Origin of the sequence: Gimesia alba (assembly GCF_007744675.1) — a bacterium.
GTDB lineage: Bacteria > Planctomycetota > Planctomycetia > Planctomycetales > Planctomycetaceae > Gimesia > Gimesia alba.
Map to the genome: position 1 here is coordinate 4,988,315 of NZ_CP036269.1, position 15,550 is coordinate 5,003,864.

A 15,550-nucleotide genomic window follows, 5' to 3' on the forward strand; every position below is an offset into this window, starting at 1 on the left:
AACTTACTGATTCTGACTCAGCACTTTTAAATGGCTGACTACAGATTCAGCTAGTTTCTCTGGGTTGTAGCCCCCTTCGAGCAGACTGACGACCTTTCCGTCACAGTATTCATTAGCAACATTCAGCACCAACTGTGTCAGTTTTCCAAAATCCTCGGTCTCTAATCCCAATGAGCCAATCGGATCATCTTTGTGCGCATCGAAGCCAGCACTGATCAGGATCAGTTCCGGTCGACATTTACGAGCAGCATCGAGCAACATCCGCTCAAATTTCGCGAAATAGTCTTTCCTTGAAATTCCAAATGCCAGTGGCAGATTCCAGATTGTTCCCAAACCATCGCCGGCTCCCGTTTCCGCTGCGGTTCCTGTGCCCGGATAAAAGGGAAATCGATGGGCGGAGAAAAAGTACACCTGCCCGTCTTTATAAAAGATATCCTGGGTCCCATTACCATGATGCACGTCCCAGTCAACAATCAGAACCCGATTCAGTTGGTGCTGCTTAATGGCATGGCGGGCTGCGATGGCAACATTATTCAACAAACAAAACCCCATCGCCTGATCAGGCAAGGCATGATGTCCGGGCGGCCTCACTGCACAAAATGCCCGCTTCGTCTTTTTCCCCAACACCTCATTCACAGCTGTAACTGCACATCCTGCAGCATAAGTTGCCACATCATAAGACTCCAAACAGACCACCGTATCCGTCTCAATCCTGCCTCCCCCTTCAGCACAATATTGCTTCAGTTCACGCAAATAATCGGCGGTATGGACTCTGAGAATCTGTTGACGGGTTCCAGTGTCCCATTGAACTACGGACTGTAGATTGGTAATTTTTTCTGTCGCAACACGCTCCTTGATTTTTTTCAAACGAACAGAGTTCTCAGGATGCTCTCCTGTTTCATGGAGCAAAAAAGTCGGGCTTTGAAAAAAATCTGCCATGAAGATTCCATTTCAATCAGGATATCTCAAATTTTCGGATTTCAGTGTAAGTCATATAACCATTACGAAAGGACAAACCAGCTCTTACCAAACTGTACATTCTCATCGCACTTATGGACTCAACAGCGAACATCAACAGAACATGAATTTTGTAGAGTAAACAGGTAATCCGGATTCGATCCAACACAGATCCAATCAAGCTCAAGCCCCTTCTGAAGAGAAAACGACCTGGAGGTAGAGAAAAATCTTGACAGCTCGTAAGGTAAAGCGATAACGTAAGATAATAAAATTAAGCTGTAAAAAACAACCTTTTCTATTTCACAACATCATTTGATGTATTTTTCTCCGCTCCGTGGTATCTTTAAAACAGTAATTCCTTGTCAGCTATAGTATAAATTGACATATTTAGTTGGAATCTGACTCGAATTTATCGTATTATTTATAGTAAATCATCTCTTCATTCCGCTTCGTTCGGAACCATTATTACGGCCGACATTTAATCACAGGAATTCTATTCGGCTGCCATAGAGTTATTTGCCTTATTTGTGTAATATTTTCCTTGAATGTAAAGCTCCCTATTGTAGTTTAGAATGCCCCATAAGTTTATTTAATCACCGGGGTTCGAGCAGAACGTTGAATGAAGGAACTTTCCGTGCGACAATCTAGATGCTCGTATCAGGCCTTTTTGCAAATTGGAATAATGGCCGCCAGAATAACGGCGATTCCTCTATTAGCAACCGGTCTGTTACTCTCAAGCAGTTCGGTGCTTCTAAGCCAACAACCTGCTCAGCCAAATGCGAACCCGGCAAATGCAAAACCGGCTGCAGCACAACCAAAACCACAAATGCAAGATCCGGCCCTGGAACAGATCAAGGAGTTAATGACTCCAGAAGAGGCTGAACGGTTTCGTAAAACAAAACTGATAAATTTTGAGGAATTGCTGCGAGGAGGCAAGATCAGTTCCGCGGCAGACAAAAAACTGATTGCCGAAGGGGCTCGCTATAACCTGTATTTGATGACATTAAAGCAGGATCCCCGAAACCCGGAAAATAAGACAGACCTCAAAAAACTCCGAGCAAATATTATACGCGACATTCGATTTTCCGGTCGTGTTTCAGGCAATTTTCAGGCCAGAGAACTTTATCTTGAAGAACTGACCAAACGCGCCGAAGACTTATTTGATAATCATCGACTTGTACGTTTCAGTGCGGTAGTTCTGTTATCAAGTCTTGATCTTCGTGATGAAGATCGGCGGAAGAAGATCGAGCGGGTCGCGTTTACACCTGCTTATGCTCCGCTCCTCAAAGTTATCGCTTCTCCCAATCAACCTACAGAGTTAAAAATTACAGCAGCCAACGGCCTCGCTCGGATTGGAGAAATGAGCGAGGCTTCAAATTCTCGCCGTGTTTCAATCGTCGAGGCCATCATACCCGCTTTGGATCGCTCATTAAATGAACATTCCTGGTATCAGCGTAGCTTGGTAGACACACTGGGATCCATGGGGATCACAGATAACCTGGCCCGACGTCCTGTTGTTGTTGATGCCTTACTGAAAGTGATGAAAGATCCAAAGCGAACCTGGCGCGTCAGAACTGCCGCTGCATACAATTTAGGGAAACTCCCTCTTAAGGCCAATTCGGATATCAAACTGATCACATATTCGATCGTTGACCTGACTCGGAACATGATCAAAGCCTATAACGGAAATAACAAAGCCCGCTTCTGGAAGCGTTGTTTCTGGAACGTGTATCTGGCTTTTAAACCAGAGGCGGCTGGCATGAATAATGGTTTAACTCAAAAACCAGTCAATCAGACAGTCGTGAATGATGCCTACAAACAAATCATCAAGCCAGTAAACACGGTCCTTCAAACGGGAGTAACTCCCCCCATTGCCCCCGACGTCACCAAATCAATGGATGACTGGTTGAAAAAAAATCTTCCTAAAAACTTCCGCGTGGCCCCCGTTCAGGCGAAACCTAAAAATCAGCAAGTTGCTGAAGGAAATTAAACCTTTCGCTTGAAATCTCGTATTCTCTCTTATCTGACAACAGTGCGTTTGTCATGATTCATGTGCAGAAATCACTATTTTCTCTTATCAGAATTGAAAGGTGATCACTGCATTTTTCCAATAGTTCATGTAAACTAACTGCATGAAAATTACAGACGTTCGCGCAATACAACCGGTCGGAGAAAATTCACCTGCTGACTGGCGTACCAGCTTGGGGCAAATACTGGTCGCCATTGATACCGATTCAGGAATCACAGGCTACGGTGTTGGTGGTGGCGGACTTGCCGGCATGCATGTTGTCAAAACCGTTCTCCGCGACTTGTTGCTTGGTAGAAATCCAGATGAGATTTCCCATCTCTGGGACGAAATGTATCAGGCCACACTGGCTTTCGGCCGCAAAGGAATTGCGATCATGGCCATCAGCGGCGTCGATCTGGCACTATGGGACCTGCGAGGAAAACACGAACAACAGCCGATTGTCTCCCTCTTGGGCGGAATACCCGGAGCAAAAATACCCACCTATCGGACTGTCTGGGATCCCCAGGATTTACAGTCAACTACGGACCATGCCGGGTATAAACTACACCTGGGTAAAGTAGCTGCCCCGGATCAACGGGAGTTAATGATCTCTTCTGTAGAGGAGGCGCGTTCTTCCATTGGCCCCGATCCACTGTTAATGGTTGATGCCTGGATGAAGTGGGATGTCGAGTCGACAATCGCCATCTCGCAACAAATCGCATCCTCTCGAATCGAGTGGATTGAAGAACCGCTCTCACCTGACGATTTAGCCGGGTATCGACTGCTCAAGGAACAATCTGCCGTTCCGATTGCGGGGGGAGAACACGAATTTACATCGGCCGCCTTCAGTCAGTTAATTGAGGAACAGCTGCATTTGGTATTACAACCAGATGTCTGCTGGTGTGGTGGTTTGACGGAACTCATTAAAATCTACACAATGGCTAACGAGGCAGGATTACGAGTTTGTCCTCATCGAGGATGTGAAATCTGGGCCCTGCATGCGATTGCAGCCCTTGATCCTGATCCGCTTGCTGAAACAGGTCGCCCCTGGATGACATGGGTCTCAGGACAGCCTGAAGTGAAACAGGGGACAATCGAATTATCGGACCGACCTGGCTTTGGTCTGTTGTTCGACGAACAGAGTCTCTCCCTTGTCTATTGAAACAACACTAGCGTCCTTATCACTCTGGACACCGAAAGCGCTGCTGAATATGAAATACAACAATTCTCTTTCCCCCATGTTAGCAGCCTGTTTTCTGACAACTTTATTGTCTCTGGCAGGATGCAATCAGGACTCATCTCAAACAGCCACCCAACCAGAGCCGATTAAAGAGGATCCCCCTATTCTCACAGCGCCGGCCGGTCCAGCGATCCTGTCCGAAGAGGACGTTCATGAACGACTGAAAAAAGATAATCCGGATTACCAGAACAATGCTGAGTTCGGGAAAGTAAAAGGGGAAATTATTTCGGTCAATCTGTTCAACACGAAAGTAGAAAATATTTCTGCGCTTGAGGGATTGAAACTGCAGTATCTTGACCTGACCAATTGTCCGGTCGCTGATTTAAGTCCTTTAAAAGGAATGAAGCTGCAGGAACTTTATCTGGAAGGAACCTATGTCAGCGATCTACGTCCTCTAAAAGGAATGCCGATCCAGATTCTCCGATTGGAACATACTCCGATTTCAGACATCTCCCCCCTGGAAGGAATGCCCCTCAATCAGCTCAATCTATTTGATACAAAGGTCAAAGACTTAAACCTGATCAATACACTCCCTTTAAAAACATTGTGGATTCCGAAAACGGAAATCACCGATATCACTCCGCTCAAAGGAATGCTGCTCGAAAGTCTTGATATTCAAGATACGAAAGTAGCCGATATCTCCCCGCTGAAAGGCATGCAGTTTCTCAGGTTGAATCTGGCAAACTCAGAGGTCACTGATCTGACCCCGCTCAAAGGAATGCCGTTACAACGGCTGATCTTCACGCCATCCAAAATCACAAAAGGCATGGATATCATTCGTGAGAATCAATCCATTCAGGGAATTGGAACGAACTTTGAGAATGTGAAAGCAGCTGCGGAATTCTGGAAAGAATATGACCTGAGTCAAAGTGCGAAGAAAAAGTAACAGCCTTGCCCGCATGCAGGACGGCTTCAATCGACCAGATGCTGTCGGTTGTCGGAAAAGATATCTGACTTCCAGATCCCAAGTCGATTTGCCCAAAATTGCACAAGTACTCCCAGTGTCAGTAATCCATAACGGGAACTACGTCTGAAATTGATGCTGGAGGCTTCTTCAAAATAGCGAACGGGCACAGGGATATCGCTCAGTTTAAATCCAAATCGCACTGCCTGTGCAAGAAACTGACTGTCGAACACAAAGTCATCCGAGTTTTTCTCGAAGGGAATCTTTTCCAGAACTTCTCGTCGGTAAGCGCGAAAGCCACTGTGAAAATCGCCGAGATTCTGCCCGAGTGCGATATTCTCCATAATGGTGAGACCACGATTGGCAACATACTTGTAAAACGGCATCCCGCCTTCCAGCGTTTCTGCCCTGGTTCGAATTCGCGACCCCAGGATGACATCACAAATTCCCAATCGAATCAGTTCAATCGCCACCGGCACAACACGGCTGTCATACTGATAATCCGGGTGAATCATCACCACATAGTCAGCGCCAGCCTCTAATGCATAGCGGTAACACGTCTTCTGATTTCCACCATAACCGGTATTCTGTTCATGTTGAATCACGGTTAATCCCAGACGCTTTGCAACCTCAACGGTATTGTCGCTACTGCAGTCATCGACCAGCACTATTTCATCAACCGATCCTTCCGGAATATCAGAAACTGTTCGTTCCAGCGTGCTGGCTGCGTTGTAAGCCGGCATGACTGCGATGACTCGACCTCGGGGAGGCACGGAACCAGGCTCATGAGAAATGGGATCGGACATAGTATAATCGAAAAAAGACGGGGGTAGTAAAAGGCAACGTTGTGAGAATCACAATGAATGTCTGAACTACAAGATGAATCAAACTCAGCAACCGACAGCGATGCATTGTTTACGAGAAACAGTCCGTAAACAAGTCTAAAAGCGTCAGTTTTAGCGAATCTGTCAAACAGGAGAGGATGTCAGGCTGCAAACCCGATTTCTTCCTTCTGCTTTTGCCTGATAGAGAGCACTGTCTGCAGCGGCTACCATCGCTTCTACACTCTCCATGACATGGGGTGCATAGGTTGAAATGCCCAGACTGGCTGTCACTGGAATGACGGTGTCATTGAATTCAATCGTTGAAGATTCAATCGAATGACGAATCACTTCGGCAATTCGTTCAGTACCTGCCAAGCCGATATCAGGCAGCAGAATCGCTAATTCTTCTCCACCATAGCGGGCAGCAATGACACTGTCCGAAGAACGTATCTCTTTGATCCGTTCTCGCAGAATATGGGCTACCCGTCTGAGAACTTCATCTCCTGCCTGATGGCCATAAGTATCGTTTACTGATTTGAAGTGATCGAGGTCAATCAGAATCAACGAACACGACATCTGCATACTATGTGCGCGGTTAAATTCATCCTCAATCAATTCATCAAACGAACGACGATTCACCAAACCTGTTAAACCATCCTGTTTGGCCTGCCGTTCAATCGTGGCATGACTAAGCACTTTGAGTAGTGTATTCGATAGAAACTGAGAAGCCCAGGAGATCAGACGCAGTGAGCGCTCATCGTAAGGCTGACTTTCCTGACTGGTCAGGCAAATGGCGCCAATTCGTTTTCGGTTCGTAACCAGGGGAGAAATCAACGCAGCCCCGATTAACGAACGAATGCCATGCTTTTCCAGTTGATCGCCTGCCAGTGAAGTATTCTCCCCCGAATTTAAGCCGATTCGGACCAGATTAATCTCATGTTCTCTCCAGCGGGCTTTCACACCAGCCTGTAGTGTAATCCCACATTGCACTATGGCTTTACAGCCCGTTTCTTCACCGGGTGTCGACAGAAATAAACCAGCTCTGCTGGAATTTGTCAGTTGGCGGAGCCGGTCTAAAAATTCCTCAAGCATTTTGACGGGAGTTTTATATTGCTGATCGGCTAAAGATCGTAATTCGAGTTGCTCTCTTGTCACCCGTAATTCATAACGGTGAGATTCAAAATCCTGATTCTTCACGATGTTCCGCGAGATACAGATCAGCAATCGTTTTGCCAGTTTGATCTGCTGTTTTTCATCCACGCCTTTGGGATACAGGTCGGTCGTGATAAAGATGCCGGAAACATCTTCTTTATCATACACAGCCATCAGGCAAAGCTTTTGAACTCGTGCTCGATCCTGTTCGTGAAAGCAGGCGTATATTTGGGATTCACGCAGTTTCTTTCCGCGCAATATCAGAACATTTTCACTGCATAATTGATGTAGTATTTCCCGATCAACATCGTAGACGGCTTTGGTATTTTTAGTAATACCGCGTGCTTCTCTTAATTTGAATTCCCCATCAATCTGATTGAGATAAAGCCCAAATCCTTCACGTAAAGAAGGAACATACCGTTTTAGCAATAATTCAATCGTCTGGTCAAATTCAGACTGAGTCACAAACTCGCGCAGAATATGATTCTCGATCAATGTCATGGCACGATCAGATTGAACGTCATTTAATTCTTCTTCAACGGCAGAAATATTACGTTGGAATTCCTCATTTTCTTTACGAACTGCAGACATTTTCAAAGAGTAAACTGCATATTGCAGGAGACACACACAAGCGATCGCCACAACACTTAAGCTGGACACGCCATGCGCCACATTATTCGTAAATACTTCAATGATTGATGCGATAAGGTAAGACAACGGTCTCCTGCGCTTTCTAACATACAGGCCCAAATTAAGATGAATCGAAAATCAAATTGAATTTTGTAGTAGTTATTAAAACTTAGCTCAAAAAACGTGGTTGGGGAGCTTGGATTTTTCGTTCACCAATCGGGAAATCCCCCACTACTTCTGATTCCCCGCTGAATTCGTTATAATCCAAAGAAAGTGACTTTTTTCTCTTTCAGACCTAAGACCATTTATTTCTAATATTACTGTAGCTAAACTCTTTACAGATAACTTTTTACAGAGTGCCAGGTCCTGCCATGAATAAAACCGCCCCTCTCCCCTGTTCACAGTCCCGATACCGTTCTCATAAAATCTGTCTGCTGTTCGTTCTGGCTCTGTTTGTAACTCAGGCAGTGCCAGTTTCTGCTGAAAAGAAAAAAGAACAAGCCCCCGACAAGAAATCAGCCAAAGCGGACTCCTCTAAAAAGAAGAGCGCAACGCCATGGGTATCACTGTTCAATGGCAAAAATCTCGAAGGCTGGAAGGTCCCTGAATTCGGTGGAGAAGGTGAAGTCCATGTCAAGGATGGAAACCTGATGTTGGAAATGGGCGTCGATCTGACAGGCGTCACATTGACGAAAGTCAAAAATCTGCCTAAATCTAACTATGAAGTTGAGCTGGAAGCGATGCGTGTCGATGGCACAGACTTCTTCTGTGGCCTGACATTTCCGGTTAAAAAAGCCCCCTGTTCCTTCATCTTGGGCGGCTGGGGCGGCAGTCTGTGTGGAATTTCCAGTATCGATGGAGATGACGCCTCTCAAAACAGTACCACGACATTTCAAACTTTTAAGAAGAAGCAGTGGTATAAAATCCGGCTTCAGGTAACGGATCATAAAATTCAGGCCTGGCTGGATGACAAACAGATCGTCGATCAAAATTTAAAAGATCGAAAAATTTCCATTCGACACGAAGTAGAACTTTCCCGTCCTTTTGGAATCACATCCTTTGCCACGACAGCTGCTTTAAAAAATATCCGACTGCGCAAACTGACTCAGCAGGAAGTCGCTAAAACAGCACCGAAGTAAAAGATCAACATGTTGATTAATCTCAACAGACTGATGGACAATCTCACCACTCTGAATGCTGGTCCTCACTTTTGTGAATCCATAACCTGTTAACCCAATTATATTTAGACGAAAACTCATCAATTCAGGAAACAACCGGTATCGGTTTTGCATTTATCAAGAGACAGAAGGGTTTGGAATAGTGCGTGGTTTCAAGCCCTCTTTTTCTTTACTCTGGGCAAAACGGGTTTATCTTGAATTCACAATTAACCGCAGAAGTCGCTGCACTGATTGCATCGCAAAGTCTTTCTCTGGCAGAAGGAACGAAACCCTTCTCTCCCACAGCACTTTACGATTTCTGGTTTCATGGACAGGAACACCTGAAACAACGCCGTAAAGCTCTGGAGCCAATTGCCAATGAAACTGGGGATTCTTCTCTCTCCGAAAAAGAGCTGGAAGTGATCCTCAAAGACTTCTTCGCTGAAGAAATGCTGGTTCGTGTCGTTACCGCGGTGTTTACCGCCGCTGATAAAAGACGCAATCAATGCCAGGCTGAACCCATTTCCCGGAGTCTCTTTTTGTCATTTCTCGATGTCAAAAAGTTAGCGCTGACAATTCTCGTGTCTGAAAAACAGATGAGCCTGGAGACTTTAAAAAGCCTTAACCGTATCAGACGTTCAATCGAACGCTGGACTGACTTGTTTTTAGGACAATTGGTCTTCCAATTTGGCTTGGAAGAATTCGCTCACGATGCGGCCCGTTCCAGAGATTTTGGGGAAGACCAGATCTCTAATCTAAATGCACCTCATCCAGTACAAACATGGGATCTGATCACCGCCGGCCTGCGTATCTCGTTCCCCGCGGGCCTCTCCAGCAAAACCGACGATCATTGGGAAAAAATGCTAGCAGCAATTATCGCCTGCTACCCGTCAGAATGTTTTAACGATTCCGCCACGATGAAATCCCTCCAGCGAATTCGAATCGAGCGTAGTGGTCAGCATCCGGAAATGCACCCGGATCATCTACCGGAACACTTTAACACAGCCATGTACCGGAGCCTGTTTGGAACGCATTCTCAGAAACAGACAATCCCCAAGCCACCAGCCAAAGTAAAAGCAGATCTTTCCTCCTTCAATCAGAAAGCGTCGATCAGCTTTTCCAAGCTTAAAAAACGGAATCCAAATGAGTCATCCTCCTGATCACTTCCGACATGAGAAGAAACTTGAAGGAATATCAGTTGACTTAATTCCCTGCACAGGAGTATGATCTAGTTTGAAGTCATTTCGAAAGAAATTTCGTTGAATTAGTATTTTTATTGTTTTGGAGTTTCTCCGTGACACATCGGTTTGGTACTTTTAGCTTTAATTTTGTGCGGCTGACTTATTTCTCAGCCTGGCACTTTTTTAGCTATTGGTTTACCGGAACAGGTTATCAGACCGATCGAGCATACATTGTTCACAATAGATGAACAAACCCCGAATTCGATTGGCCCTGTAACCTGCCTGGTTACAGGGCTTTTTTTGTACCCTGAGTCTAAAATAGAAACGAGTCAAAGCCATGATAGTAGTAATGAAGCCTAATGCCACCGCGGAAATGGTTCAGGCAATGGTGAAGCGTGTGGAAGAAATGGGGTTGAAAGCACATGTCATCGTTGGCGAAGAACGGACTGTGATTGCAGCCGCTGGTGTTAAACGAGACGGCCATCAGGCAGAGCTTGAATCGTGCGACGAAGTGGAAAAAATCGTCCCCATTGTCGCTTCGTACAAAGTCGCTAGTAAAGAAACCAAACCGGACCCCACGGTTGTCCAGACCCGCGATCTTAAAATTGGTGGTTCCCATGTGGGAGTGATTGCAGGCCCCTGCTCCGTGGAAAGTGAAGAGCAAATCCTGCAGGTTGCCCGTCAGGTGAAAGCAGCTGGCGCGACGGGGTTACGAGGTGGTGCTTTCAAACCGAGAACCAGCCCTTACTCATTCCAGGGTATGAAAGAAGAAGGCTTAAAGTTGCTGGCATTGGCACGTGAAGAAACAGGGCTCGCAATTGTCACCGAAGTCATGACTCCCGAACACGTTGATATGCTTTGTCAATATGCGGATGTACTACAAATTGGTGCTCGCAACATGCAGAACTATCACCTGTTGCAAGCCGTCGGCGAAACGCGGACTCCTGTCCTACTCAAACGAGGCCCCTCTGCCTCCATCGAAGAATTCCTGCTCGCCGCGGAATACATTCTCGACCAGGGCAATCAGCAGGTCATGCTTTGTGAACGGGGAATTAGAACATTTGAAACACATACTCGCTTCACCTTGCCTCTGGCAACGGTCCCTTACCTGCATGAGCGAACACACTTACCTGTCGTGATTGACCCCAGTCATGGAACCGGAATCGCCAGCTTGGTGCCTCCCATGTGTGCCGCCGCGATTGCTGCCGGCTGTGATGGTTTAATCCTCGAAGTTCACCCTGATCCCTCTCGCGCAATGAGCGATGGAGCCCAGTCACTGACACCAGAGGTTTTCGCAAATACGATGGAAACCTGCCGCAAAGTTGCCGCGGCCATCGGGAAGGAATTAGGATAATCGTCTGTTAACGAGTACTGTGAATTCACCGTTTGACCGCTGGAGCCCGAACATGAAGCTTTGCCTCTTTTCTGTAAGTTATGCTGGGTTCTGGGGACAATCTACATTGAATCTCGTCGAATTCATCGCCCAGTCTTCCCAACTGGGTTATGATTCGGTGATGTTAATGGGCAAACGGCCTCACCTGTCTCCGTTGGATGTGACTCCTGAGAAGGTCGCCTCGATCCAACAAGCGCTCAATGAACATCAAATCAAATGTTCGATCATCGGAGGCTACACTGACTTTTCAGGTACGGGAGCCGCTGAAGTTCCCTTTCTGGAATTACAAATCCAGTACGTCGAGCAGCTGGCACAGTTAGCACAGCAACTGGGCGCGTCAACCGTTCGCATCTTTACCGCTTATGACTCCCCGCAACAGACACCACACGCACTCTGGTGTCGGGTCGTGTCAGCACTCCAGGAATGTTGTGACCGTGCTGCCGTTTATGATGTTACAATCGCGGTCCAGAATCACCACGACGTTGGCGTCCACTCGGATGCTTTGTTAGAACTGCTGCACGATATCGACCGCCCGAACTGCAAGCTCGGTTTTGATGCCTGGTCCCCTGCCCTGCGCGAAGAAAACCTGTTCGAAGCAGCCCGAAAAATGGCGCCTTACACCGCCATCACTACCAATGCGGACTACATCAGACTCCCCCGTTTCAACTATCAGCCTGATGTGATCAATTATCAGCGGCAGCAGCCTGATATGGTTCGTGCTGTCAAATTTGGTACCGGATTCATCGATTACTCTGCTTTCTTCCACGGCTTTAAAGAAGGCGGATTCAAAGGCACCGCAACCTATGAAATGTGCTCACCCATTCGTGGTGGCGGCAGTCTGGAAAACCTGAATGATTATGCATCAGAGTATCTGACCTGGATGAAAACACATTTGTTTTGAAACGCGTGAAATCAGTCAACTTTTTTTCGAGTTGGAAGATACTCTAATAATTCCTGAACCTTTTCCGTTTGTTTGTCTGCAAGATTCTCCACCGGGTCAGGCGTCTCTGATATATCATAAAGTTCTAGATTCACCGGCTGTTTTTTGCCGGTGGTGGCTATCAGACGATGTGTTTTCGTACGCACACTGATCGCCTTGTTCCAATAACTCAACGCCGCTTCGCGCACATCGGTCTTGCTTCCATCCAAAATTGGTTTCAAACTGATGCCGTCCAATGTATGCTCTGTCCTTTGAAATTTAGGCTGACAAAGATCGACGAGGGTAGGATAAAGATCAACCGTCTCCACCAGTGCAGTAGATTTCAAACCTGTCTGCGAAACTCCCGGCGCTCGGATTATCAGCGTACTTTTTAAAGCGCGTTCAAATGGTGCATGCTTGGCCCAGAGTGCCGTATCTCCCAGAAACCAGCCATGGTCTCCCCAGACAACAACAATCGTATTCTCACTGAGACCCAGTTCATCCAGCGCAGTAAGCACTTTTCCGACCTGCCGATCCACATAACGCACACACGCCAGATAAGCCCGTCGTGTCTTGATTTGGGCGGCTTGATCTAAGGGACGCGTTTTTTCGAATTGCATATTGTAACTGTAAAATTCACCACTTTTATGCCAGTAGGGAGAATTGATTTTCTCAGGATGAGGCGGCGGGGGAATCGTCACACGCGACATCGCTTCCCAATCTTGTTTAGGAGCCACGAACGGCAGGTGCGGTTTGGAAAAACCAAGCCCCATGAAGAAAGGTTGCTTCTGTTGTTTGAATTTACCTAGCTTCTGAATCGCCTGTTGAGCCAGCAATCCATCGGGCAGATCTTCATCCTGTTCGACAGTGAATTCCATTAGATCTCGTATACCAGAGCCATCTTCGCGGCTGCGCCCATTCGCATAGGCAAAAAAGATACCCCAGCCCCGTTTCCACGATCCAAAGGGAGTCGCCAGTTCATCCCAGGCATGAGGCAATTCATCACGGCCATCTCCCTTTCCGTTATATTCAAACACGCGCCCATCAGCCGTATGCGAGATTTTTCCAATACACGTTGTATGATAACCACTGCGGCGAAACAGTTCTGGCAGTGTCTGCGCTCCGGCAGTTTGCTTGGCAGAGAGTGCTGATTTCCCGCGATAGAAAGCCTGATTACTGCGGGTGACTCCTGAATGATTTGGACTACGCCCGGTCAACAAGGCATAACGGGATGCTCCGCACGTCGGAACCTGGACAAAGTGATTTGTAAACAGAACTCCCTGTGATGCCAGTCGATCCAGAGAGGGGCTCTGCACATAAGACACGCCGTAACATCCCAGTTCTGTTCGTAAATCATCAATGGCGATAAACAACACATTGGGACGTTGTTTCTGCTGTGCCGTAGCGGCTGGTACGGGTAACCAGCACAATAAAAAGATAAAAGACAAAACCAATATTCTGAAAGACAAAAAGCGACTCGCATTCACAGAAAATCACTCCCACCACAAACACTGACTGACATCAAAAAACAAAACTCAGTCTAGAGTTTGACACGGCGACACAGGCTTGTACACAGTAAAACAGTCTTAAAGTGCTGTATGCCGCGTGATCAAGATTCCATTACCAGCACGCCGGTCCCATTAATTTGATCGTTTTTCAAATCGATCAAGGCCCGATTCGCGTCTTGTAATGAATAGGTAGTGATGTGAGGACGGATCGGGATTTCGGCAGCTTCCAGAAACAGTTCTTGACCATCGGCTCTGGTATTCGCGGTGACGGATCGCAGACTGCGTTCATAAAACAGCGTTTCCTCGTAGTTCAACTGAGGAATGTCGGACATATAAATTCCCGCCAGTGCCAGCGTGCCCCCTTTTTCGAGTTGTTTTAAAGCGGCAGGGACAAGTTCGCCCGCGGGTGCGAAAATAATTGCCGAGTGAACTTTCACGGGCATCTGATCGGCACGTTCTCCCACCCAGACGGCTCCCATTTCCCGTGCCAGTTTACGATGCTTTTCCCCACGTGTGACGACAAAAACATCACAGCCTCGATGCAGAGCAATTTGAATCACGACATGCGCGCTAGAACCGAATCCATAAATCCCCAGCCGTTCTCCCGGCTTCAATTCACTTCGTTTTAAGGCGCGATAACCAATAATGCCCGCACAGAGCAAGGGAGTTGCCTCGGTATCACTGAAGACGTCCGGAATTGCATACGCATAATCTTCATGCACCACCGCCAACTCGGCATAGCCTCCATCTGCATGATACCCGGTGAAGTGAGACTGCTCACATAAATTCTCGCGTCCGGATTGGCAAAACTCGCAAACACCACAAGTACTACGCAACCAGGCAATGCCAACTCGAGTACCATGCTGGAAACGCTTGCAAGCCGTCCCCATTTTTATGATAGTCCCTACGACCTGATGTCCCGGGATGATGGGAGACTTGGTTTCTGGCAAATCTCCCTCGATCACATGCAAATCAGTCCGGCATATCGCACAACAATGCACGCGAATCAATATTTCATTCGGCCCCGGCTCAGGTGCAGGAACATCGACCAGCGATAAAGGCGAACGACTGATGTCAGCACGCTGATTCAGTATCATGGCTTTCATCAGGTCTTATGCTCCCACATTTTTGAATTGATACCAGAACCGTAACCCCAAAGACATTCTCGATCGGTTGTCAGGTACTATTCTGCAGAGGACTTGTCAAATGCCTCCTGGACCAATTGGATCTCATGATTTTCGTGTTCCCGGAGATCGGCGAGTAACGTTTCAAATTCCTGTAACGCGGCGTTCCAGTTTTCAAATGGTGGTTCCGGGTGCTTGAGACGCGAGATAAAATCATCAATCTGACATAAGATCGCGGTATGTTTCTCTTTGAAATCAGGGACCATAATACAGAATCCGGGAGTTTCATCTAACACCGGCTTGAAATAGCCTTCCTGCTCTTCATCTTCGAAGTGCTTGGCCAGCAACTCGCGAAATCGCTCCACTCGGGTTCCCATCTCACCGAATTTGGGCAATCCACGTTCATCGAGCTCGGTCCACCAGTCATTTAACTCTTTCATGTGCGTCAGGATTTGCTCATGCTCATCCAACAGATACTGCAAATGCTCGTGAGAATTCGTATTTTTGTTCATCATTTACTCCTTTTCCGGTTCGTTTTATTATTTTCGATCTT

At 46.9% G+C, this 15,550-nt stretch carries 13 protein-coding genes; 7 read left to right on the forward strand and 6 right to left on the reverse strand.

Annotation, left to right across the window (positions count from 1 at the left end; all coding sequences use genetic code 11):
• Window positions 1-3 precede the first annotated feature (3 nt).
• Window positions 4-939, reverse strand: coding sequence for a histone deacetylase family protein (locus tag Pan241w_RS18630; RefSeq protein ID WP_145218744.1), 936 nt, complete (start codon window positions 937-939; stop codon window positions 4-6).
• A gap of 652 nt (window positions 940-1,591) precedes the next feature.
• Here Pan241w_RS18630 and Pan241w_RS18635 point away from each other — a divergent pair.
• The 3 genes from Pan241w_RS18635 (at window position 1,592) to Pan241w_RS18645 (ending at window position 5,091) form a co-directional block, all read left to right on the forward strand.
• On the forward strand, window positions 1,592-2,947 hold the full coding sequence (locus Pan241w_RS18635) for a HEAT repeat domain-containing protein (RefSeq protein ID WP_145218746.1): 1,356 nt from the start codon (window positions 1,592-1,594) through the stop codon (window positions 2,945-2,947).
• A gap of 142 nt (window positions 2,948-3,089) precedes the next feature.
• On the forward strand, window positions 3,090-4,127 hold the full coding sequence (locus Pan241w_RS18640; protein WP_145218748.1) for a mandelate racemase/muconate lactonizing enzyme family protein: 1,038 nt from the start codon (window positions 3,090-3,092) through the stop codon (window positions 4,125-4,127).
• A complete protein-coding gene (locus tag Pan241w_RS18645; protein ID WP_145218750.1) occupies window positions 4,117-5,091 on the forward strand; it encodes a leucine-rich repeat domain-containing protein in 975 nt (324 codons plus the stop codon). The genes Pan241w_RS18640 and Pan241w_RS18645 overlap by 11 nt, the downstream gene beginning before the upstream one ends.
• 26 nt (window positions 5,092-5,117) lie before the next feature.
• On the opposite strand, the gene Pan241w_RS18650 is transcribed toward Pan241w_RS18645, so the two are convergent.
• Window positions 5,118-5,915, reverse strand: coding sequence for a glycosyltransferase family 2 protein (locus Pan241w_RS18650; protein WP_232107192.1), 798 nt, complete (start codon window positions 5,913-5,915; stop codon window positions 5,118-5,120).
• Between the two features lie 162 nt (window positions 5,916-6,077).
• Entirely contained in the window at window positions 6,078-7,802 is a 1,725-nt protein-coding gene (locus Pan241w_RS18655) for a GGDEF domain-containing protein (RefSeq protein ID WP_145218752.1), read from the reverse strand.
• A gap of 284 nt (window positions 7,803-8,086) precedes the next feature.
• Between Pan241w_RS18655 and Pan241w_RS18660 the strand changes: the two genes are divergently transcribed.
• The 4 genes from Pan241w_RS18660 to Pan241w_RS18675 all read left to right on the forward strand — a co-directional run bounded on the left by Pan241w_RS18660 (window position 8,087) and on the right by Pan241w_RS18675 (window position 12,347).
• Entirely contained in the window at window positions 8,087-8,854 is a 768-nt protein-coding gene (locus tag Pan241w_RS18660) for a 3-keto-disaccharide hydrolase (RefSeq protein ID WP_145218753.1), read from the forward strand.
• A gap of 233 nt (window positions 8,855-9,087) precedes the next feature.
• Window positions 9,088-10,032 carry a hypothetical protein gene (locus Pan241w_RS18665; RefSeq protein WP_145218755.1) on the forward strand — a complete coding sequence of 315 codons (945 nt, stop codon included), beginning with the start codon at window positions 9,088-9,090 and terminating at the stop codon, window positions 10,030-10,032.
• 358 nt (window positions 10,033-10,390) lie between these two features.
• Window positions 10,391-11,407, forward strand: coding sequence for a 3-deoxy-7-phosphoheptulonate synthase (gene aroF / locus Pan241w_RS18670; RefSeq protein ID WP_145218757.1), 1,017 nt, complete (start codon window positions 10,391-10,393; stop codon window positions 11,405-11,407).
• Between the two features lie 52 nt (window positions 11,408-11,459).
• Window positions 11,460-12,347 carry a sugar phosphate isomerase/epimerase family protein gene (locus Pan241w_RS18675; RefSeq protein WP_145218759.1) on the forward strand — a complete coding sequence of 296 codons (888 nt, stop codon included), beginning with the start codon at window positions 11,460-11,462 and terminating at the stop codon, window positions 12,345-12,347.
• Window positions 12,348-12,358: 11 nt separating this feature from the next.
• Here Pan241w_RS18675 and Pan241w_RS18680 read toward each other — a convergent pair whose 3' ends face one another.
• The 3 genes from Pan241w_RS18680 to Pan241w_RS18690 all read right to left on the reverse strand — a co-directional run bounded on the left by Pan241w_RS18680 (window position 12,359) and on the right by Pan241w_RS18690 (window position 15,512).
• Entirely contained in the window at window positions 12,359-13,813 is a 1,455-nt protein-coding gene (locus Pan241w_RS18680) for a sulfatase (RefSeq protein ID WP_232107193.1), read from the reverse strand.
• Between the two features lie 161 nt (window positions 13,814-13,974).
• Window positions 13,975-14,979, reverse strand: a complete 1,005-nt coding sequence (locus Pan241w_RS18685; protein ID WP_145218761.1) for a zinc-dependent alcohol dehydrogenase family protein — start codon at window positions 14,977-14,979, stop codon at window positions 13,975-13,977.
• A gap of 77 nt (window positions 14,980-15,056) precedes the next feature.
• Window positions 15,057-15,512, reverse strand: coding sequence for a hemerythrin domain-containing protein (locus Pan241w_RS18690; protein WP_145218763.1), 456 nt, complete (start codon window positions 15,510-15,512; stop codon window positions 15,057-15,059).
• Window positions 15,513-15,550: the final 38 nt, after the last annotated feature.